The organism is Streptococcus cristatus (genome assembly GCF_003943815.1).
Taxonomy (GTDB): domain Bacteria; phylum Bacillota; class Bacilli; order Lactobacillales; family Streptococcaceae; genus Streptococcus; species Streptococcus cristatus_F.
Map to the genome: position 1 here is coordinate 18,533 of NZ_RJNA01000010.1, position 22,179 is coordinate 40,711.

At 45.0% G+C, this 22,179-nt stretch carries 21 protein-coding genes; 4 read left to right on the forward strand and 17 right to left on the reverse strand.

Annotated elements, in window-relative coordinates; all coding sequences use genetic code 11:
- Window positions 1–96 precede the first annotated feature (96 nt).
- Window positions 97–930, forward strand: a complete 834-nt coding sequence (locus D8872_RS07470) for a DUF975 family protein (RefSeq protein WP_125390485.1) — start codon at window positions 97–99, stop codon at window positions 928–930.
- A 194-nt stretch (window positions 931–1,124) separates the two neighbouring features.
- Here the strand turns inward: D8872_RS07470 and D8872_RS07475 are convergent, their stop codons facing one another.
- The 5 genes from D8872_RS07475 to polA form a co-directional block, all read right to left on the reverse strand.
- Window positions 1,125–2,591 (reverse strand): alpha-L-fucosidase, encoded by a 1,467-nt coding sequence (locus D8872_RS07475; protein ID WP_125390486.1) that lies wholly within the window; start codon window positions 2,589–2,591, stop codon window positions 1,125–1,127.
- A gap of 227 nt (window positions 2,592–2,818) precedes the next feature.
- Window positions 2,819–3,460, reverse strand: a complete 642-nt coding sequence (locus D8872_RS07485; protein WP_125390488.1) for a DUF6287 domain-containing protein — start codon at window positions 3,458–3,460, stop codon at window positions 2,819–2,821.
- A gap of 418 nt (window positions 3,461–3,878) precedes the next feature.
- A complete protein-coding gene (locus D8872_RS07495; protein ID WP_125390489.1) occupies window positions 3,879–4,376 on the reverse strand; it encodes a kinase in 498 nt (165 codons plus the stop codon).
- A 1-nt stretch (window position 4,377) separates the two neighbouring features.
- A complete protein-coding gene (locus D8872_RS07500; protein WP_125390490.1) occupies window positions 4,378–4,815 on the reverse strand; it encodes a CoA-binding protein in 438 nt (145 codons plus the stop codon).
- A 148-nt stretch (window positions 4,816–4,963) separates the two neighbouring features.
- Window positions 4,964–7,606 carry a DNA polymerase I gene (gene polA, locus D8872_RS07505; RefSeq protein ID WP_125390491.1) on the reverse strand — a complete coding sequence of 881 codons (2,643 nt, stop codon included), beginning with the start codon at window positions 7,604–7,606 and terminating at the stop codon, window positions 4,964–4,966.
- A 98-nt stretch (window positions 7,607–7,704) separates the two neighbouring features.
- Here polA and D8872_RS07510 point away from each other — a divergent pair, with 98 nt between their 5' ends.
- Window positions 7,705–8,247, forward strand: a complete 543-nt coding sequence (locus D8872_RS07510) for a histidine phosphatase family protein (protein ID WP_125390492.1) — start codon at window positions 7,705–7,707, stop codon at window positions 8,245–8,247.
- Window positions 8,248–8,326: 79 nt separating this feature from the next.
- The gene (locus D8872_RS07515) at window positions 8,327–8,812 is read left to right on the forward strand and encodes a YcxB family protein (RefSeq protein WP_125390493.1); all 486 of its coding nucleotides are present in this window, start codon (window positions 8,327–8,329) and stop codon (window positions 8,810–8,812) included.
- 47 nt (window positions 8,813–8,859) lie between these two features.
- Here D8872_RS07515 and D8872_RS07520 read toward each other — a convergent pair whose 3' ends face one another.
- The 4 genes from D8872_RS07520 to D8872_RS07535 form a co-directional block, all read right to left on the reverse strand.
- Window positions 8,860–9,474 (reverse strand): HAD-IA family hydrolase, encoded by a 615-nt coding sequence (locus D8872_RS07520; RefSeq protein ID WP_125390494.1) that lies wholly within the window; start codon window positions 9,472–9,474, stop codon window positions 8,860–8,862.
- Complete coding sequence (locus tag D8872_RS07525; RefSeq protein WP_125390495.1) at window positions 9,471–10,748, reverse strand: MATE family efflux transporter; 1,278 nt, start codon at window positions 10,746–10,748, stop codon at window positions 9,471–9,473. Before D8872_RS07525 ends, D8872_RS07520 begins: the two co-directional genes overlap by 4 nt.
- A gap of 108 nt (window positions 10,749–10,856) precedes the next feature.
- Complete coding sequence (gene thrC / locus D8872_RS07530; protein ID WP_125371645.1) at window positions 10,857–12,341, reverse strand: threonine synthase; 1,485 nt, start codon at window positions 12,339–12,341, stop codon at window positions 10,857–10,859.
- A 122-nt stretch (window positions 12,342–12,463) separates the two neighbouring features.
- Window positions 12,464–13,159, reverse strand: a complete 696-nt coding sequence (locus D8872_RS07535; protein WP_125390496.1) for a GNAT family N-acetyltransferase — start codon at window positions 13,157–13,159, stop codon at window positions 12,464–12,466.
- Between the two features lie 332 nt (window positions 13,160–13,491).
- Between D8872_RS07535 and D8872_RS07545 the strand changes: the two genes are divergently transcribed.
- Window positions 13,492–14,337 (forward strand): MurR/RpiR family transcriptional regulator, encoded by an 846-nt coding sequence (locus D8872_RS07545; RefSeq protein ID WP_045498277.1) that lies wholly within the window; start codon window positions 13,492–13,494, stop codon window positions 14,335–14,337.
- Window positions 14,338–14,608: 271 nt separating this feature from the next.
- Here D8872_RS07545 and D8872_RS07550 read toward each other — a convergent pair whose 3' ends face one another.
- From D8872_RS07550 to D8872_RS07585, 8 genes are all read right to left on the reverse strand, one after another.
- A complete protein-coding gene (locus D8872_RS07550) occupies window positions 14,609–15,493 on the reverse strand; it encodes an ROK family protein (RefSeq protein ID WP_125390498.1) in 885 nt (294 codons plus the stop codon).
- A gap of 18 nt (window positions 15,494–15,511) precedes the next feature.
- Entirely contained in the window at window positions 15,512–16,429 is a 918-nt protein-coding gene (locus D8872_RS07555; RefSeq protein ID WP_125390499.1) for a dihydrodipicolinate synthase family protein, read from the reverse strand.
- Window positions 16,430–16,462: 33 nt separating this feature from the next.
- Window positions 16,463–17,113, reverse strand: coding sequence for a DUF624 domain-containing protein (locus D8872_RS07560; protein ID WP_125390500.1), 651 nt, complete (start codon window positions 17,111–17,113; stop codon window positions 16,463–16,465).
- Between the two features lie 55 nt (window positions 17,114–17,168).
- Complete coding sequence (locus tag D8872_RS07565; protein WP_125390501.1) at window positions 17,169–17,621, reverse strand: NanQ anomerase/TabA/YiaL family protein; 453 nt, start codon at window positions 17,619–17,621, stop codon at window positions 17,169–17,171.
- Window positions 17,622–17,646: 25 nt separating this feature from the next.
- Window positions 17,647–18,477 (reverse strand): carbohydrate ABC transporter permease, encoded by an 831-nt coding sequence (locus D8872_RS07570; protein ID WP_015604214.1) that lies wholly within the window; start codon window positions 18,475–18,477, stop codon window positions 17,647–17,649.
- Window positions 18,478–18,493: 16 nt separating this feature from the next.
- Complete coding sequence (locus D8872_RS07575; RefSeq protein WP_045498290.1) at window positions 18,494–19,381, reverse strand: carbohydrate ABC transporter permease; 888 nt, start codon at window positions 19,379–19,381, stop codon at window positions 18,494–18,496.
- A 95-nt stretch (window positions 19,382–19,476) separates the two neighbouring features.
- Entirely contained in the window at window positions 19,477–20,796 is a 1,320-nt protein-coding gene (locus tag D8872_RS07580) for an ABC transporter substrate-binding protein (protein WP_125390502.1), read from the reverse strand.
- Between the two features lie 240 nt (window positions 20,797–21,036).
- Window positions 21,037–22,173 carry an ABC transporter ATP-binding protein gene (locus D8872_RS07585; protein WP_015604211.1) on the reverse strand — a complete coding sequence of 379 codons (1,137 nt, stop codon included), beginning with the start codon at window positions 22,171–22,173 and terminating at the stop codon, window positions 21,037–21,039.
- Window positions 22,174–22,179: the final 6 nt, after the last annotated feature.

Here is a 22,179-nt window from a genome sequence, read left to right on the forward strand (position 1 = left end):
GCGCCAAGCGCTCATAAGATACCGTATGATTTTACCAAAAAAAGTCTTGTCTGTCACGATATGTGGTATAATAAAAATCATGAAATGGAGGTCTGTATGAATTTAAGCGAAATCCGTGCACAAGCACGAACCATTCGAAATCAAACCAACGGCATTTTCTCGCTCTTTGCCATTCCAACTCTGGTAACCATTTTATCTACCTATCTGTCTCCCAACCGTCATCTGGAGGAGATTGTTCCCCAGTTGGAGATCAATCAGGCCTTTGTTTTGATTTTTGGCCGTCAAATTTTTCCACAAATCGTAGAATTTATCATCGCCCTGCTCTTTTTATCTGCTAGCTTCAGCATGATAGAAGTCGTTCGGAAAAAACGCGATACGGTTGGCTTTGCAGATATTGGCCGAATCTTTTCTGCCGAGCTTTTCTCACCGATTTTTATCACACAACTGACTAAAAGTATTCTCCTCTTGTTGTGGAATTCTATCAGCCTTGTCGGTTCATTTTTCCTTATTTTCAGCAGTTACAAGGTGCTAGCTATTTATGGAAAGATATCCGATTGGTCCCAATTGACAGCTGCTAGTCCGGAGGTGGAGCAAATCGTCAGCTATGCGCCCATGATGTTTCTCGGCACTCTCATTGTCTTGGCTGGTACGGCAGTCTTCCTGATGGCCAACTATGCTTACTCTCAGACCGACTTCATCCTTTATGATCAGCTGAGCACTGGCACCTACCAAGGTCCTTGGCAAGTTCTTGTGCAAAGTAGACGCATGATGAAAGGCTATAAATGGAAACGTTTCTTGCTGGATCTGAGCTTTATCGGCTGGTATATCCTGATTGGTATCACACTGGGAATCGCTGGAGTTGTGGCCTATCCTTACATCACAACAGCTCGGGTGCTCTTTTATGAAAATTTAAAATCACTAGGTAAGTAAAATGAGAGTAGGACAGAAATCTGAAATTCGTTAGAATTCGATTTCGTCGTCCCACCTCCGCACAGTTGAGTAGGGCTGTAAAAGCTGATGAAATCAGCGTAGTAGAGCCCACTCAACCACTGCGTCTTGCTTGACAATCCAAAGACAATTGAGAGGCTAGGACTTTTGTCCCAGCCTCATTTTTTCGTCTAGATTTAACGCAGTTGGACTTTCACTACCAAGGGTAAGTCGGCTGCTACACTCGGCATGAAGAGACGCAAACCTTGAGGTGTTTGCTCCCATTCAAGCGCTTCATCATAGCCTAGTAAGGACACCTCCTCTATGATGCCATGAAAGCGGGAAGCGGGATTTTCTCTTTCGTCAGCCAAGGCCTGAATCGTCAGCCACTGATTTACTGCAGGCTCCATCAGAAAGGCATACACTGCTCCACCCTTAGCCGTGAAACGGAAATCCTTACTCGTGTAAATCAAGGCGCTTCCATCTGAAAACGGCCCGCTAGCTGGCTGCGTTGGTCCTTCTCCAAATTGCCTCCACGCGCGTGAATCATAGATCGCTTGGCCATTCACTTGGAGCCAAGCCCCGATCTCTCTTAAGATTTCTTGATCTTTTTCCGGAATCGTCCCGTCTCCTTTTGGCCCAATATTCAGCAGCAAATTCCCATTTTTGGACACGACATCAATCAAGGTCTGGATGATTTCTTTAGCTGACTTATAGTCAAGGTTCTCTGTGTAGCCCCAAGAGTTTCGCGCGATAGCCGTATCCGTCTGCCAAGTGAAAGGCTGGATCTCTGCGAAACCACCGCGTTCCACTTCCACAATCCCCGAACCAAAAGCCAGCGCATCATGCTTGTAGCAAATGCTAGTCGGCTTCCCAGAAGCTGCTCCTAAATTATAATAATAGGCCACAAAAAGCTTTATATACTCTTTAAAAGCTGCATGCTGAATCCACCAGTCAAAATACAAAATCTCAGGCTGGTGATCTCGAACCAGCTCACAGGTACGTAGGAGCCAATCATCTAGAAACTCCTGACTCGGATAAGGCTGACCAAACAAGTCATGGTGGTCTGGCTCTGGCATAGCTGGCCAGTAGAGTTCCTCGCGACTGACTTCGCTGGCAATGTCACTAGCAAACTCCTTCCCATGTGAAAAGAAAAAATGATGCTCCGCCCGATGGGAGGAAGTACAAAAATGAACTTGCTCTCTTTGAGCTGCCTGACTTAATTCCCCCAAGATATCACGTTTTGGTCCCATTTCCGCACTATTAAAAGGAGAGAGCTGGCTGGCATAAAGTTGAAAGCCGTCGTGATGCTCTGCCACTGGAAAAATGTACTGGGCTCCTGCTTCTTTAAAGATGCGCAGCCATTCGTCCGCATGAAAATTCTCGGCAGTAAAGAGAGGAATAAAGTCCTTGTAGCCAAAATCTTTGTGGGGCCCGTAAGTTTTGATATGGTGATCAAACACTTCCGTGCCTTGGATATACATATTTCGAGAATACCACTCGCTCCCAAAGGCAGGAAGGCTGTAGAGCCCCCAGTGAATAAAAATCCCAAACTTAGCCCTTTTGAACCAGTTGGGGACTTGATAGGTCGCAAGAGAGTCCCAGTCTGGATAGAAAGGACCTTGGTTGGCAACTCTTTGAATTTCTTCTAAAGATATTTTCATCGTTACTACCTCATCATTCAATTAAAACGCTTTCTTTTATTGTACCAATTTTTGGAGAAGAAAGAGGCATTTTACAAAAAAATAATCCAAAACAGCCCTGCTAGCAAATCTTCCCGATAAAGCAAAGAAAAAGGAACAGCAATTAATTCTGTTCCTTGTTTTTATATTGTCAGCATGACGAGTACCTTGGAAAGCCACTCGCACCACGATGTTCATCATTCAATACATCAATTCGCTACGCGATAGTAGGGATGTTGGCTTGCATAGGTAAAATCTTGCCCCACTAAAATGCGTTCTTTCGGATTCTCACTTCCAGTATCATAAAGACGAGCTCCTTTAGGAATGGCTGTGAAGGAGGCAACTTGATTCCCCGATTTATGAGTTAAAAACGCTCCAAACTTACCTTCATATACTTGACTATTTGTCAAAGTGTAGTCGCTTGATTCATTTCCTCTGTAAGTATGGGACACCAAACCATTTGCATCAAAGACTAATTGATTGCCCAAATCGTCTTGCCAAATACCTGCAATGCTGGAGAAATCACCATTTGTTAGAGCATTGACATCTATACCGGAAGTTGTTGGAGTGTTTGAATCTGCTGAAGTCTTGTTGTCCACAGGCTTCTCAACTTGACTGGAAACACTCTGGTCGCTAGAAAGCTTAGTAGTAGAGGATGCTTTTGCTTCGTTGGAAGCAGAACTTTGCTTGGCTGATGGTTTGGTGGAGGACTCGCCTAAGCTACTAGTCTTAGATGTCTGAGAAGTGGAACTGCTGTTCACCTCCGTGGAAGGTTTAGAGCTACAGGCGGCGAGCAAGAAAGCAGAGCACAAGGCAGTGGCTGTCAATAAAATAAGTTTACTACGTTTCATAATGGAATCTCCTTGTCAGTTTATCATTAATTTGCTACATGATAGTAGGGATGTTGGCTTGCATAGGGGACATCTTACCCCACCAAAATATATTCTTTAAAGCTTTTACTTTGTAACAAAAGAAATATTTTGTAATCCAATTGTAATCTTATGAAATAATTTTGTCAACTTTTTGTGTGATGTTTTTCTCAAAATTTATTTAAAATTTCTGAAAATGCCTTTTTGATGCAAAAACGAGGCTGGGACAAAAGTCCTAACCTCTCAATTGTCTTTGTATTGTCGAGCAAGACGCAGTGGTTGAGTGGGCTCTACTACGCTGATTTCATCAGCTTTTACAGCCCTACTCAACTGTGCGGAGGTGGGACGACGAAATCGAATTCTAACGAATTACCGATTTCTGTCCCACTCTCGCTTCGTTTCAAATTTCCTCTAAATCCTGAACGATCCGCTCAAAGGCTGCCTCTAAAGAATCTTCATTCCTAAAGAGCGATTCTTCTTGCCAGCCTAAGAAATCTCGATCTTTCCACCAGCGTCTCATATCGGATGGAGTGAATTCCTCCTGCTTGGCTCTGGTCTGATGACGGCGAACGGTTTCTTCAAAAGTCAAATCATAGTAATAGGCTAGAGTCTGAGAAGCAAACAAAGTCCGCAACCGCTCCAGCATGTGGCCATAAATATCTGTCTCGTAGAAGCCTTCTACCAGAACCAGCAAGTCATGCTCGTAACCGAAGCGTGCTAGGCTTTCCGTCAAATCAATAGATAGGTTGCCCGGCTCTACTTTTTCCTTGAGCATGTCCCGTCTAACTGTATCCTGCGCAATCAAAAGAGTCCCTCGGCCATAGTGTGCCTGCAGTTTCTTAGCCAGACTCGATTTGCCAGAGCCGGAATTTCCACGAATGATAACTAACTTGGCCATCTTATTCGCCTAGAATCAAGCGAGTATGCTCGCGTTTGATACAGCGATCCATGACGATATCTTCGCGACCGGCTGCCCGCAAAATTTGCTCAGCTTCTTCATTTTCCAAGCCCAACTGAGCCCAAAAGATCTTGGCATCTGATTCCAGAAAATCACGCGCCACATCCGGCAAAAACTCACTGCGGCGGTAAACATCGACAATATCCACTGGGAACGGAATATCTTTGAGACTGGCATAAACTGTTTCACCAAAAATCTGACTGCCCGCCGCCCGCGGATTTACTGGAATAATGCGATAGCCCCGCTCCTGCATCTCCTTGGACACACGGTTACTGGTCGTTTCCTCACGGTCTGATAGACCGACAACAGCAATCACCTTGCTGGTTTCTAGATAGCGCTTAACAACGCCGTCACTGGGATTTTGAAAATGATAAGTCATAATGCTCCTCCTGTTTTATAAATAATTTTTAACTTTTCTAACAATGATATCTTAGCTGAATACGGTACAAAAAACGTGATTTCCCTCGCATTCCTTGAATGCTGTGTCAGCTTTCTATTTTCACTTTTTGTTTTACGCCCTTGATATCTTACTTCGCCTCGTACCAAGTTTGGCCAGCGTTTTCATCAGCCACTAGTGGAACGGCTAGTTCAATCGCGGCTTCCATGGTTTCTTTGACTAACTGGCGGACGGCTATTAGCTCGTCATTTGGCACTTCCAGTACGATTTCATCGTGCACCTGCAAGAGCATGCGAGACTTGAAATTCTTCTCTGTCAGAGCTCGGTCCAGATTAATCATAGCGACTTTGAGAATGTCTGCGGCGGAGCCTTGGATCGGGCTGTTAATAGCTGTGCGCTCCGCAAAATTTCGGATGTTAAAGTTGCGGGAATTGATGTCCGGCAAAGAGCGACGGCGATGGTAGATGGTCTCTACATAGCCCTTATCACGCGCTTCGCGGACGATGGTTTCCATATAATTCTTAATCCCTGGGAAACGCTCAAAATAAGTCTGAATATAATCTTTGGCAGCCTTGCGAGAAATTCCCAAATTATTGGCCAGTCCAAAGTCGGAAATGCCATAGACTACTCCGAAGTTGACAGCCTTGGCATTACGGCGGTCATTAGGTGTCACATCCTCTGCCTTTTCAATACCAAAGACCCGCATGGCGGTAGCCGTGTGAATGTCTTCTCCATGCTGAAAGGCCGCAATCAGATGCTCATCCTGAGAAATGTGAGCCAGCACCCGCAACTCAATCTGGGAATAATCCGAGCTGAGTAGTACGCTGTCTGCCCACTCTGGCACAAAAGCCTTGCGAATAAGACGCCCTTGCTCCAAACGAACGGGGATGTTCTGCAGGTTCGGGTCAACTGAGGACAGGCGGCCCGTCTGAGTCAAATCCTGAACATAGCGAGTGTGAATCTTACCGTCAGCCGCTATCGCCTCCTGCAGTCCGATGATATAAGTGGACTGGAGTTTGCTGATTTGACGGTATTCCAGAATCTTAGACACAATCGGTGCAATGGGAGCTAGGCGCTCCAGCACATCCACCGCTGTCGAGTAGCCCGTCTTGGTCTTTTTAGTGTACTCCAGCGGCAACCCCATATCCTCAAAGAGAATGGTTCCCAGCTGTTTCGGCGAGTTGATATTAAACTCCTGACCAGCCAGATCATAAATCTCTTGGGTCAGACTTTCCAGCGTCTTTTCATTTTCTGCCTGCATGCCCTGCAGGGTTTCCCGCTCAACCTTGATCCCCGCAATCTCCATCTTGGCTAGGACAAAGGCCAGCGGCTGCTCCATTTCAAGCAACAAATCCAGCTGATCGTGGGAACGGAGCTGTTCTTGCATTGGCTCTTCTGTTTCCAGCAGTACTTGGACCTTACGAGCTAGATGCTCAAAGAGCTGCTCTTGGTCGGGCAGAGCGCGCTTGGCTCCCTTGCCATAAACCTCATCATCAGTCGGCAGGATTGTTTGGCCGTAAAGGCGAGCAATGGTCGCCAGCTCATTGTCCTCGACCGTCGAAAGCAGATACTTGGCTAGGCGCGCATCAAAGGCTGCTGCTGGCAGTTCAATGCCGTAATGACTGAGCAGTACCTTAGTCCGCTTGAGATCGTAGGTTTTCAGAGCTGTTTTTGTCAAAAACTCCTGAAAGAGAGGTTGCTGTAGTAAATCGCTGGAGCCGACATAAATCTGACGGCTATCGCCCCAGGCAAGACCGACAATCTCTTCCTTGTGGTAGTTGTCACCCAAGATTTCAAAATAGAAGAATTGCTCTGGTGCCAGCATATCCGCTGTCACTTCAGTCACTTTGGTAAATTCAATTGGTTTGACTTCTACCGGCTCCTGAGCCGTTCCTAACTGAGCCTTGAGCTGCTTGAAGCCCATCTCGTCATAGAACTTGCTCAGAGCCTCTACCTGCGGACCCTTATAAACCAAATCATCCAGTCCGATTTCAATCGGAGCCTGAGTATTAATGGTGGCTAGGGTTTTTGATAAGAAAGCCTTGTCCTTGTCATTGATCAGATTTTCCTTCATCTTGGAAGCCTTGAGCTGATCGATGTTTTCATAGAGATTTTCCAAAGAGCCATACTCCAAGAGGAGCTTGAGACCAGTCTTCTCACCAATCTTGGTCACGCCGGGGATATTATCTGACTGATCGCCCATCAGCGCCTTGAGGTCAATGAACTGCTCTGGCGTGATGCCCATCTTTTCCATGAGGTAGGCTGGGGTAAATTCCTCAAACTCAGCTACGCCTTTCTTGGAAATCTCCACCACGGTATTTTCATCCGTCAGCTGAATCAAATCTTTATCGCCGCTGACAATGGTCACATCGTAAGGCACAGCTGTCTTTTCAGCCATCTTGTCCAAGGTCCCAATAATGTCATCCGCCTCGTACTGAGCCAGATCATAGTAGCGGATACCTAAGTAGTCCAGCATTTCACGGATAAAAGGCAACTGCTCACGAAATTCATCCGGTGTCTTGGCCCGACCAGCCTTATAGTCGGCATACATCTCGGTCCGGAAGGTCGTCTTGCCAGCATCAAAAGCTACTAGAATATGAGTTGGCTGCACGCGCTCCAAAAGATGATTGAGCATGAGGTGAAAGCCATAAATGGCATTGGTATGCAGGCCCGATGGACTCTTGAAACGGTCAATTTGATTATAAAGCGCAAAAAAAGCGCGAAAAGCAACGGACGAGCCGTCAATTAATAACAACTTATTCTTTTTTTCCATAGGTTTATTATAACACGAAAGGCGGACAAAGACAGAAAAGGCGGCGTGGAAAATAGGTAGAAAGTGAATTGAGATTTAAATTTTGCTATAATCATCTTATGAACAACACCTACTATTTTATCCGTCATGCTCATTCTAGCTATACACCTGATGAAATCAACCGACCATTATCAGATAAAGGGCAAGCCTCCTTGGCGCAGCTTGACTTTTTAGCAGACAAACCCATTACCGCCATTTATTCTAGCCCCTACCGAAGAGCCATCCAAACGGTTGAGCCTTTGGCTCAGAGTCTGAAACTCGCTATTCAAACCGACAATCGATTAATAGAGCGAAAGCTAAGTAGTCAAGCGATTGCCGACCCAGATTTTGAAGAAGCCCTCATGAAACTTTGGTCACGGCCAACATTTTCACTCGTTGGTGGCGAGTCTAATCAACAAGCTAAACAGCGAACCTTAGCCTTTCTTCATGAGCTAGAAATCAAACATCAAAACGAAGAAATTATCATCAGTTCCCACGGCAATCTGATTTGCATCTTGCTGAGCGCATTTGACTCCAGCATTGATTATGACTTCTGGCGCAGCCTAAGCATGCCAGATGTGCTGGTTTTAGATAAAAACGAAAAAATCACTCACCTCCTATAAAAGATGGCATCGCCTAGCAAGAGCCAGCTATATCTTATCACTCTTCTATGGTATAATAATAAAAACTAGGAGGTAAAGCATGTTCCCAATAACCATTCCAACTCTTGTGACTGAGGAAGTCTATCAACGATTTGCATGGTCTGTTTTCATACGCGGGAAAAGATTCTTGCTAAATATGTTCATTTTGATAGGAATCCTGGTTCTCTATCTAACCTTCCTACCTGACAACCTGAAGCGAGTTTCTTTCTTCATCGTGCTATTTACATCTTTGATTATATTCCCAGTAATGTACTTTGGCACGGACTTTCAGATAAAGAAAGCCTATCAAAAAACTCCTTTCTGGAAGGATATGGAGCAAACTCTTATATTTGAGAAAGATAAATTTTCTGTGAAAAGCAAACGAGGAGAGTTTCTTTATAGCTATGATGACATCGTCAAAGTTTTCCATACTAAAGATGATTTTTATATCATGTTGGGTCCAAATGTCGGCTTCCCTATTGAAAAAAAGAACTGTACTCCCGAGGCTCTTGAGTTCTTGCTGGAACTACAGATTGAGCATATGTAAAAGAAAAAGCAGGCTAGACTGACAGTAGATCAGTTCTGGTCTGCTTTTTATTTTGTAAATAATTGCTGTATATCCAGCAACTTTTCTATCTTCTGATTGATTTCTGGTCGGTAGTCACAGAAGTTAATGCTCTGGATACCACTGTTGACAGCGACATCCACATCCAGCGTCCGGTCGCCGATATAGTAAGTTTCCTGCTTGTCCAGACCGTATTTCCCTAGCAGATAGTCGACACCTTCTGGATGGGGCTTGCGCTCAAAGCCGTTGGCTGTTGTGATGATTTCTGTAAAATAATCATGAATACCCAAGTCTTGCAAGATTTGATGGGCATTGAGTCCCTTGTGGGTATAGACAAACTGGACAATGCCCTGCTCTTCAGCCCAGGCCAGAATCTCTGCTGCTCCTGCCATCAGATGGACCTGAGCATTCTTCTCCTTTAGGCTTGCTCCACGAAAGGCATTCATCTCAGCAGCGTCCAAACCTTTCTCAGATGCTACTTCCTCCAAAAGTTTCTGGACAGAGTGCTTTAGGATATAGCTGTGAATACTCGCCCTGTCAAAGTCCAGACCATAGTGAGCGTAGGTCTCCTCAATTCCTGCCAAAATAGCATCGTAGGAGTCCAGCAAGGTGCCGTCCAAATCCCAAATAAACGCTGTTATCATGTGATTTCCCTCATTTTTCTGTCAAATAAAACCTTTAAAAATAACCAGCGGAAGCCATTGTCCAAGAGAGTCCCAGCCCAGACTCCCGGCAGACCCAAGCCAAAGGTCACACCTAGTAAATATCCTGAGACGATGCGAATCAGCCACATACCAATAGTCGTGGCATAAAAGGGCAGTCTGGCATTGCCCAGACCCTGCCAAACCGCTGTGTAAATCACGGTCCCAGCTGCCATGGGAGTGCCCAGCAGAGAAAAGAGGATGACCGAAAGACTAGCTGTGATCGCTCCGCTATTGTCCGTATAGAGTAAGGTCAGCGGCCGACCAAGGGCGTAAATCCCTAAAGCCACGGGCAGCATGCAAGCAAAAGACAGCCAGAAGGCCCGCTGACGAATCAGACCAACCGCTTGCATATCGCCCTCCCCAACCGCATGGGCTACCAACATGACTGTTGCCGTCGCTACCCCAAAAGCCGGCATGTAGTTAAACTGAGTCAGGACTTCCCCAATGGCATTCCCCGCTACTGCATCCGTCCCAAAGACGACCACAATGGCGATGATCACTACATCACCCGCCCGCATCATGAGCCGTTCTCCAGCAGCCGGCAAAGACAGGCGTAAGAGCTCGCCATCTAAACCCCAGCGCCAGCGGATCGTGGACAAATCCAGCTCCCGCCAGAGAATGAGCACACCGACCAAACGAGCCAGCACCGTCCCCAGCGCTACGCCGACAATACCAAGCCGAAAGACGTAAATCCCCAGACCAGAAAAGAGGGCATTGAGGACATTGGTCAGAAGACTAACATACATGGGGAATCTAGGATTGCGCGTGACCCGCACCAGAGCTCCAAAGGAAGTCATCAAGCCTAGTAGGACAATTGTTCCACCAACCAGAGCCAGATACAGACCGCCTGCTTCAGCCACCGCTTTTTCCGTCCCCAGCAGATCCAGCATCTGCCTACCAAAAAGCAGAGAAAGGAGACCTAGCAGAAGACTCAGAAGGAGCGTCAGCTTGATAGCCTCAGCTGTGTGATAGGCCAAACGCTCCTTGTCTCCCTGAGCCAGAGTCTTGGAGATGAGACTGGAAACAGCAGCCCCCAGCGCGATAAAAATTGCCTGATAAATGGTAATGATATTGCCGGCCACCGATACACCAGAGATCGCAATCAGCCCAAGACTGGCCACCAGATAGCTGTCGACCATGCCCATGAGCATCTGCAAAAAGTTCTCTGCCATAGCTGGCAAGGCGATATTCATGATTTTTTTATAAGTCGTCATAGAGAAAATTCTCCCTCTTAAGCATAAGCTACTTCTCTTTCTTTCATTGGGCATCCTAAGAAAAAATCAGCCAGATATCCAGCTGATTTTAGGCTTTCTAAGCCATTTTTACAATTCCAAGTAATCCTCGACTGCTACCTGCATTTGGTCTGCAGCAACCGTCGTTTTGTGACGAACAGGGGCAATTTCTAAGCCGTCCACAGCTGGTGGAAGGGCTACGCCAGAAAGTTCGTGCAGTTGGTCCAAAGCCTCAAAGTCACTAAGTCCTGTTTGACCAGTCACAGCCTCAACAGCCACAACTGGGAATTTATAGGGACTAGCGGTAGACGCGATAACAGTCTTGCGCTGATCACCTGTTTCTGCCAAGTATTTTTGATAGACAGCAGACGCGACAGCCGTATGAGGGTCTTCGATGTAGTTAGAGACTTGATAGACTCGCTTGATTTCAGCAGCTGTTTCTTCTTCTGTCGCATAGTCAGCCGCAAAGAGCTCTAAAATCTCAGCATCAAAGTCCGTCAGTTCATACTGTCCATGATCATTCAGAGCCGCCATCAAGGCAGCTGTTTTCTCAGCGCTGTTACCAGACAGATGGAAAATCAAACGCTCCAAGTTAGAGGAAACCAGAATATCCATGGACGGACTAGACGTCACCTTGAAGCTCCGCTTCTTGTCATAAACCTGAGTCTTGAAGAAGTCTGTCAGGACATTGTTCTCATTCGAAGCGCAGATTAGCTTGCCAACCGGCAGACCGATTTGCTTGGCATAGTAGGCCGCTAGGATATTACCAAAGTTCCCAGTCGGAACGGTAAAGTTGACCTTGTCTCCTGCTGTGATTTCTCCCGTCTTCACCAGCTGAGCATAAGCATAGACATAGTAGACAATCTGAGGCACTAAACGGCCGATATTCATGGAATTAGCTGATGAAAACTGGAGTTTGTGCTCCAAGAGACGAGCTCGTAGATCTGTGTCATTGAACATGTGCTTGACATTAGTCTGGGCATCGTCAAAGTTGCCATCAATGGCAACGACATGCGTATTGGCACCTGTCTGGGTCGTCATTTGCAGCTCTTGGACCTTGCTGACACCATCTTTGGGATAAAAGACGATGATTTCAGTCCCCGGAACATCCGCAAAGCCTGCCATAGCCGCCTTGCCCGTGTCACCAGAAGTCGCCGTCAAAATGACAATTTTGTTTTCCAAGCCGTGCTTTTTGGCTGCGGTTGTCATCAGATGAGGCAGGATAGACAAAGCCATATCCTTGAAGGCAATGGTCGCTCCGTGGAAAAGTTCTAGATTGTACTGACCATCCAGCTTGACCAAGGGAGCAATCGCCGCATCATCAAACTTGCTGTCGTAAGCATTGGTAATACAATGATCCAGCTCTGCTTCAGAAAAATCATCCAAAAAAGCAGACAACACCAGCTTGGCTACTTCCTGATAAGAAGCGTCTTTAAGCTTGGCAAAGTCCAAATCGACCTGCGGATAGGTAATGGGCGTAAAGAGCCCGCCGTCTGTTGCCAAACCTTGCAGAATCGCCTGGCTGGCTGTTACTCTATTCTTTTCGTCACGCGTTGATTGATAAACTAAAGTCATTCTCTCTCATCCTTTATCTGTAGTTCGTTTTATTATATCAAAATTTATCAGAAAATTCTCCATTTCATCAAAATTAAAGAGCAAAAAGAGTCGAAATCCTATGATTTCAACTCAATCAAATATCAAAACTCAGACAAGGCTTTTATTTGCTGTCCCTTTTCATCAAAATTATCTGGGCTCAGCCATTTCTCCAGACGATTCTTAACGGCAGGCCAATCGCTGTCAATCATGGAGAGCCAATCGGTATCTCGGTTGCGCCCCTTATAGACAACCGCCTGACGGAACCTACCTTCGTAGGTAAAACCAAGCCGCTCTGCTGCCCGTCTTGACGGCTGATTGAGTGCATCGCATTTCCATTCGTAACGGCGGTACTCCAGCTCTTCAAAGACATAGCGTGCCAATAAGTACTGGGCTTCTGTAGCCAGTCTGGTGCGCTTCAGCTGCGGTGAATAGGTCACAGCGCCTACTTCAATCACACGATTGCCTCGGTCAATTCTCATTAATGCGAAAGTTCCCAGCGCCTTGTTGCTCTCCTTGTCCACAATGGCATAGTGGAAACGATCCTGAGCCGCCAGCATCCGATCTAGCAAACTATCCCACTCCTCCTGACTCTGAGCAGCATTTTGAAAGAGATAAGTCCACATATCAGCATGTGAATCCGGACCATACACTTCATACAAATCCGCCCCATGCTTATCCTTGGATAGCCGCTCAATGACAACATACTGTCCTTCTATTCGCTCTAGCTTGGGCAGATCCCCCGACTCAAAATCTGGCAGAGCCTCTCCAATAGGCTGGCCTAGTTCATTGATTCGCATAAAAAACCTCACAATCTAGCTTTACTGATTTCCACAATAAGAATTAGAAGCTGTAATTGACACTGACTCCTATCTCCCTTGCTTCAGATCCAAACTTGAAACATTACTTGTGTAAATTATATCACTTTTTCCCTTATCCGTCACAAGCTTTAGAAAACAGCTCTTCAGAAAAGGCAGTCATATTATCTAGAAATATTGAGATTACAGTCTGCTCATACTTTAATGGAAAGCCAGATCTGACAATTATCGGTTTTGTAAACGCTTTATTTCCGCTAAACTATGTTATAATGAAAATACGTTTTTATTATTTTGACCAAAGAAAGTGACCCATCATGAGACACCAGCAAAATATCTTGGCCATCATCGAAAGCTGTTACGACACTATGACCGATGTCGAAAAGCGGATTGCCGACTATTTTTTAAATCCGACCGATATAGAAGGGGATCTGTCCTCCCTCGAAGTAGCGCAAACCTTGCACATCTCACAGGCGGCCTTGACCCGTTTTGCTAAAAAATGTGGCTTTAAGGGCTATCGGGAGTTCAACTTCCAATATCTCCAACAGCTGAAAATCAGCAAAACGGAGCATACAAATCTGAAAAATGATTCGTCCCGCCAAGTGCTACGCAACTATATTCAAATTCGGCAACAAACCGAGGACTTGATTGACGAAAAAAGATTGGAGCGCGTAGCTCAGCTGATTGAAAAAGCGGATCGTGTCTATTTTTTTGGCACGGGAAGCTCGGGGCTCGTCGCTCGCGATATGAAACTGCGCTTCATGCGCTTAGGGGTTATTTGTGAAGCTCTGACAGATGCGGATGGCTTTGCTTGGACAACGAGCATTTTAGACAAAAACTGCCTAGTTATCGGCTTTTCTCTTTCAGGTCAAACCCCATCCATTATTGACAGCCTGATTGATGCCAAGGGCATGGGAGCCAAGACCGTATTAATCACTGGCCAGCCTGATTTGATTAAAGAAGACTTTTCAGAAATCATCCCAGTTGCAATGCAAAGTAAACCTCAGTTCATCCAACGAATCTCAGCTCAGTTCCCAATGCTGCTGATGATCGATATACTTTATGCCTTTTTCCTAGAGATTGACCGAGAGAGAAAGGAAAAAATCTTCAATAGTTACTGGGAAAATCACAAACTTAACGGCTATTACCGTAGGCATCAATAAAAGGCTAGGACAAAAATCCTGGCCTTATTTTTAACTCCTTGATGGTTTACTGATTGCTCAACCTCGAGGGGCTGGTACTTCTTAAAAGGCTTGGGCAACCTTTTAAATCTACTCCTAAAGACAAGTGAGCAAAGTTAAATTTTTGGACATTTAGCTCTATCCACCGAATTTTTCCTGTTATTTCAATTCCTTCTAAAATATCGTCTAGCCATCTACAGAAGCCGTTTTCTAAAAGCAAGAAACCCGAGGTCACTCCCCAGGTTTACTTGGATTACTGATGTTTATTTTTAAAGTGGTAGTAGGCTCCGAACATGCCTGCCGTATTTTGGTGATAGGCAAAGGCTAGTTTGGTCTTCTCAGCTATACTCGGCACCAGAGCATCCTTGAGAGCCGCTTGGATCCGCGGTCGGAGAATGGCCTCTTGCCCCATGATACCACCGCCCAAGACGACGATTTCCGGATTGACGACATAGCAGATATTGGCAATGCCCTGCCCCAGATAGCCTACCATGCGGTCAATTCCTTTGATACAGATGGCATTGCCCTCTGTCGCTTCTTTGAAAATCCTTCGACCATTCCAGAGAGAGGGATCTTCTCCGTGCAAGTCAGCGACATATTGAACCAAGGCTGTGGTCGAAGCCACATCCTGAAAAGCCCCGTCCGGCAGGTGCAGATAGCCTACTTCGCAAGCTGAGTTGCTAAAGCCGTGAAAAACTTGCCCATCCGCTACCAGACAGCCGCCAATCCCTGTCCCAATCGTTAGACAGACAGCAATTTTTGCTCCCTTACCATGGCCAGACATGACCTCAGCCAGACCGGCACAATTGACGTCGTTCTCAATCTCGCAAGGAATGGAAAATTCCTCCTCCAAGACCTTCTTAAATTTCGTCCCAGCATAATTAGGAATCTGAGGGCCAGCGTAAAAGATTTCTCCCTTGTCTGGGTCGACCATACCAGCTGAGGAGATACAAATCCCCTCAATTGAACCAGCCTGCGCATAGTCCGCAACTATCTTTTGAACCTTACGCATAATTTCTGGACCACCCTTATGGGCTTCCGTAGGTATTTCATGGGCTTCTACTAGCGTTTCTTGGTCGTCTATCAGGCCGTATTTGATATTGGTACCGCCAATGTCAATCGTAACATAATTTCCCATAAGCATCCTTCTTTCTTGTTAGAGGAAGCGCTCCTTGGTCTCACAGATCAAGGCCGCTGCTGCTTCTACGACCGGACGGTCTGCTTCTACGACTGGTGTCAAAGGAGCACGGACAGAGCCGATAGTCAATCCTTCGTTGAGCTTGAGAACCTCTTTGATAACAGCATACATATTGCCGTAAGCACTGGTTAGCTTGCCGATAATGTCGTTAATGGCAAACTGCAGCTCTTTGGCTCTTTCTAGTTCCTTGTCTGCAATCAGTTGATTAAGCTTGAGGAAAAGTTCTGGCATAGCCCCGTATGTACCACCAATTCCAGCAGCTGCTCCCATGAGACGACCGCCCAAGAACTGCTCATCTGGACCGTTAAAGACCAAATGGTCACTGCCACCAAGTGCTGCAAAAGTCTGGATATCCTGAACTGGCATAGAGGAATTTTTCACCCCAATCACGCGCTCATTTTTCAGCATTTCCTTATAAAGACTCGGAGTCAGCGCTGCACCAGCCAATTGCGGAATATTATAAATCACAAAATCAGTATGTGGGGCAGCCGCACTGATATCATTCCAGTACTGAGCGACAGAGTATTCTGGCAGACGGAAATAAATCGGCGGAATCGCCGCAATGGCATCAACTCCTAGAGCCTCCGCATGTTTTGCCAACTCGATACTGTCCTTAGTATTATTGCAGGCTACGTGAGCAATGATAGTCAGTTTGCCCTTAGCAACTTTCATTACTTCTTCCAAAATTACTTTTCTGTCGGCCACGCTCTGGTAGATACATTCGCCTGATGAGCCGTTGACATAGAGACCTTGCACGCCCTTGTCGATGAAATACTCCACCAAAGCGCGAGTCCGCTCCGGGCTGATTTCACCCTCCTCGTCATAACAAGCATAAAAAGCTGGGATGACACCGTGATATTTCTTTAAATCTTTCATTTTCAAATTTTCTCCAAATGTACTAATTCTAGATTATAGACTGCTGTATTTAGCGAAGATTTTTTCCAAAATAGGAAGCTGCAAAAAAGCCAGACCTGCAAAGCCGATAAAGGCAAAGAGGGAAAACCCTAACAGCAACACAAAGCCTGAGCTGTAGATGATGACAAGGAGCGCAGCTATAACCGCCATCATAACAAAGAACCAAGGAAAATTCAGACTTACAATCACTAGACTGGTCTGTAAAAGGTCTCTAAAAGACATGAGAAACTTACCAGCCAAGGGATAGATGCAAAGAGAAAGCAGGATTGTAAAAATAATCATTCCAAAACAAACCGCCTTTAAAACTTGGAAAGGCAGGGCTTCCTGCGTCCGAAAAAGCAGGAGGTCAAAGAGACTAATGCCGACTAAAGCCAATTCCAGCAAGCCCAGTTTGAGTCCTTGCTTCCAATTTTCTCGAAAGATTCGAGTGTAAGTTCTGATCACTTTTACTCGACGGTTTCCCTTGATTTCAAAAAGTGTTTGATAGAGGCTGACCTTGGCAATCCCAATGGTCACCAAGGGCAGGCAAGACAAGAGAAAGAGAAGATTGACCGTCATCAAATCTAGGATTTTCTCACAGATTTGCATGAAAAAATTATCCGTATCAAATATAGCTCTGATGAGTCCTGTTCCCTTATCTGACATAAGTCTCTCCTTTCTCTGCTAGCCTGGCACACTCAAAAATCTCGCTAACCTAGGGCTAGTCTATTAAAACTTTAAAAAGATACTTTCTGACATTTTCTTCCAGACCCGCATAGCCATTCGGCTGATGAGCTTCTCCTGGAAAGAAAATCGCAAAATTATGGTAACCCAACAAGAGGGGATAACGATTTTGACAATGAACAAAGCCGATATCCGCCTCTTCATCAAAGGCCACTGCCTCATCGACCACATGGCTACCATAGGCGGAATACTCATGTCCTGCTACTAGCAGATGAAAATCTGCATATTTTTTATGATACTCAAATTGATCATTGACCTCTTGATTGAGGGTATTTTCCTGAACCAAGAGAAAGACCTTGTCTCCATCCACTTCATAGCGTCCCAAGTCAAAGCTGTCTTTGCGGTGCTCATAGAGATAATCAATCGCTTTATCCAGGTTCGGATGAAGGCTCTTGTAACGAGTCACATTTTTTAAATCATCAAAAATCATAGTTTTATTTCCTCTATTGAGTGCCTTATCCTTTGACAGCTCCCATAGTAATCCCTTGGGTAAAGGATTTTTGGAAGATGAGGAAGACTGCTACGATTGGCACTGCCGCCAAAGCAGCACCAGCCATAATTAGACCGTAGTTGGTTGCCATCTCAGCCTGCATGGTCGCAACCCCTAACGAAATCGTCAGATTGTTCCGCGAGGTCAACATTACGAGCTGCATGAAGTAGTCATTCCAAGTATTGATAAAGGTGAAGATAGCCAGAGCAGCAAAGCCTGGTTTGACGATAGGAAAGGCTACACTCCAGAAGGTCCGGATTTCACCACAACCGTCAATCTTAGCTGATTCCAGAAGCTCTGTCGGGATATTTTCACTAAACTGCTTCATGAGGAAGACCCCGAAAGGCCAGCCAACTAAAGGTAAAATTACTGCCCAAAGAGTATCGTGGATTCCCATGAAATTGACAATCCGCACTAGAGGTACTAGGACAACTTGCTTAGGCAAGGCCATAGCCGCGATAAAGATAGCAAAGAGAATCCGTTGCCCATAAAAGCGTTTCTTAGCCAAAACGTAACCAGCTAAAGAAGACGTCGCACAAACCAAGAACATGGTCGCCAGCGAAATGAAGACACTGTTCCACATCCATTGTAAAGCTGGATTTTGAACGGCCAATTGCTGGAAGTTCTCTGTTGTCGGGTTTTGTGGCCACCATTGAGGCGGAATCATAATTGTATCCGGCTGAGATTTAAATGCTCCAGTCAGAATCCAGTAGAATGGAAAGATAAAGAGCACGGTCAAAAGTGCTAAAATCACAGATGAGAACACTTTGAATGAACTAATTTTTTGAGGTTTCATATTCCTGCTCCTTTCTTTAATATTCCACATCATTACCGAGGATCTTGAACTGGGCGAAACTGATAATCGCAATCATAATCGCTAGAAAGACTCCCATGGTGTTTGCATAGCCATATTCAGATAGCTTGAAGGCTTTTTCATATAGATAGTACATAAGCGTACTAGTTGAGTAGTTTGGTCCACCTGATGTCAACAGCTGAATCAAGGCGAAACATTGGAATGAGTTAATAGTTGTGATAATAGCGATATAAAGTGTCGTTGGCAAAAGGCTCGGCCATTTGATCTTCCAAAAGACTTGCATCTCTGTTGCCCCATCCACACGCGCAGCCTCCACTAGAGAATTATCGATATTTCCCATAGCTGCAATGTAGAGAATGATCGGCTGACCGACAGATGTTGTCAGCAAAATAACAATAATAGCAGCCAAGGCCCACTGTTTGTCTCCCAACCAAGAAATGTTTTGGTTGATGATATGGCCAGATTTCAAAACAAAGTTCAAAATACCAGACAAGGGATCGTAGATCCACTTCCACACGACTGTCACGGCAACACTACCTGTAACAACCGGTAGGAAGAAGACAAAACGGTAGAAAGAGCGAGAAACAGCATTCATCTCATAGGTTTGTGAAGCTACAAACAAAGAGAAGAGCACAACTACTGGCACAGAGCCGATTACAATAATAACTGTATTAATGAGTGACTTAACAAAAACTGGATCATTGAACATCCGAATGTAGTTATCAAACCCAACGAATGTAAATGAGGTCATTGTATAATTAAAGAAACTAGTGATAAATCCCATTATCATAGGCGCCAAAACAAATACTGTAAAGAATATAAGAATTGGAGCTAAAAACGCATATGATATTAGGGTTTCTTTCATTCTGATTTTATTGACTTTCACAATGAGGTACCCCTCTTTCAAGATTTTCTAACAAAATACCCCTTTTTCCATTTTTAGAGACTGACAACAGAAAAAGGGGCGGATTTTAAACTTGCTTATTTTTTAGTAATCGTTTCGTTTGCTTTTTCAGTAAATGTCTTCAAAGCAGGTTCAACTTTTTCATCTCCATTAGATACAGATTGCAACATTGGGAACCAGAGTGTTCTCATTTCTGCAAATCCATCAATGGTGTTGTAGTATGGTGAGTAGTATTTAGTCCAGCCACTGATTGTTTCCATACGCTTGTCATCATAGAGTTTACCAAATGATGTACGAACTGGGAAAGCACCTGTACGAACAACGTTCTTAGGTCCCCATTCTTTGTCATCAGCGATGAATTTCACAAATTTCTTGGCTGCTTCTACTTTCTTGTCGTCTTTGTTGTTAAAGACTGCAAAACCATTTACAAGGTATTCAAGGGCAGGTTTACCTGAGTCTGATGGGAATGGTACTTCAACCACTTCTACTTTACTTGCTTCCAACAATTTAGCTTGGATACCATTTTGTGCTGGTGCCCAAAGTACAGTGTAAGAAGTTTGACCGTTAGCGAAGTTTTGGATGTCTGCTCCACCATCGTATTGAGAACCGTTCATCATAAGGCCATTGTTGATCCAGCTCACTGCTTTTTCAAGACCTTTGACAAATTTCGGATCATCAGTTGTATATTTAGTTACTTTTTCGTCTGTAACAGATCCACCATAGAGGTTAGCGATGAAGGCACGAGTTCCTTGGTCACCACCTTGACCATTACTGAAGAGAGATCCAGGTGTATAACCCTTGTCTTTAAGCGCTTTCAAAACTTTTTCAAAGTCATCTGTTGTCCAGCCTTCTTTAACTAGGTTGAGGACACCAGCATCTTCCAACATTTTCTTATTCATTGCCATGTAGAATGGAGCAGAGCTGATTGGATACATATAAGCTTTGTCTCCAGCCTTGCTGGCTTGGATAATGTTATCGTTGTTAACATCTTTGACGAAATCATCTGTGAAGAGGTCGTTCAAGTCTGCCAACTTACCATTTTTACCGTATTGAATAATCCGTCCTGGTGCATCGAAGAGCACGTCTGGCGCTGTTCCAGCTTCGATAGCTGTCGTAATTTTTTCTGGACCTGACTTGAAGTCGATTGTTTCCAAGTTGACATGAATGTCTGGATTTGCTTTTTCAAATGCTTCAATGATGGATTTTTCATAAGTTCCCACACCGTCATTAGCATTTTTTTGAGTAAAGACTGGGAATGCCCACCAAGTAATCTCTGTCTTACCAGATTTATCACCAGAGCTAGCTGCTTTATCTGAGCTACCGCCGCCGCTACAAGCTGCTAACGTAAGAACTGCAGCTCCTGCTACCAATGAACAAAGCAATTTCTTCATTTTCATTTGTTTTTCTCCTTTAAAATTAAGATACCAAGCTGACCTAAACAGCTTTTACCTGCCTATTGGAGAGTGGGACAGACCTCTTTCATTAGGCGCCCCAGCCTCGTTTTTCCTGTGTTATTCTCTGGACAAGCGTCCACCTATATTTGATTAAAATCCTAAACTTTTAAAAGTACAATCACTCCTTCTCTGTGACCTTTCTTTTATCCTAAAATAAAGTCAGTCAGTTCATTTTAGGTTGTTTTACAAAGTAATTCGTTTTTGAGTCTCACTATCAAACAGATGACTCTTAGGTAGTTTGAAGGTAAAGCGAAGCTTCGAACCTGGCTCCAGATAATTGGAAGCATCTACCTTGGCTGAAAACTCTTGGCTGCCCACCTTACAGTAGAGCACTGAGTCACTACCCAGCAACTCTGACACGACAACTTCCGCATCGACCACATCACCAGGGAAAGTATCTTCTACAATCAAGTCGGCTGAGATATCCTCTGGTCGGATACCCAAGATAACTTTCTTACCTTGGTAGCCCTTTTCTGTCAAAAGCTTCTCTTGACCACCTGTCAGGGTAAGATTGAGTTGATCACCATCAGTCAGTTGATGACCAGATACCATCACTTCAAAGAAGTTCATAGCTGGACTGCCGATAAAGCCCGCAACAAACTTATTCGCTGGTTCATTGTAAAGCTCTTGCGGAGTTCCGACTTGCTCGATACGACCGATAGTTCCCGTGCCCGCTTCATTTTTCGTCGCTGACATGATAACAATGCGGTCGGCCAAGGTCATTGCCTCGGTTTGGTCGTGGGTAACGTAGATGGTTGTTGCTCCGATACGGCGGTGGATTTTGGCAATCTCAGCACGCATGGACACCCGCAGTTTCGCATCCAAGTTTGACAAAGGTTCATCCATCAGGAAAACCTTGGCATCTCGGACGATGGCCCGTCCCATAGCTACCCGTTGACGTTGACCACCAGACAAGTCCGCTGGTTTGCGGTCTAGAAACTCTTTCAAACCAAGGATTTCAGCTGCTTCTTGCACCCGTTTGTCGATATCTTCCTTGCTGTACTTGCGCAGTTTCAATCCGAACGCCATGTTGTCATAGACTGTCATGTGTGGATAGAGGGCATAGTTCTGGAAAACCATGGCAATATCACGATCCTTGGGAGCAATATCATTGACTAATGTCTCATCAATGTAGAGCTCGCCCTCAGTGATGTCCTCCAGTCCCGCAATCATACGCAGCGTTGTGGATTTCCCACATCCAGAAGGGCCAACAAAGACGATAAATTCTTTGTCTTTGATTTGCAAGTCGAAATTTTCTACAGAGTAGAAATCACTATTAGGATATTTTTTGTAGAGCTTATTTAACTTTAAGGTCGTCATTGCTTT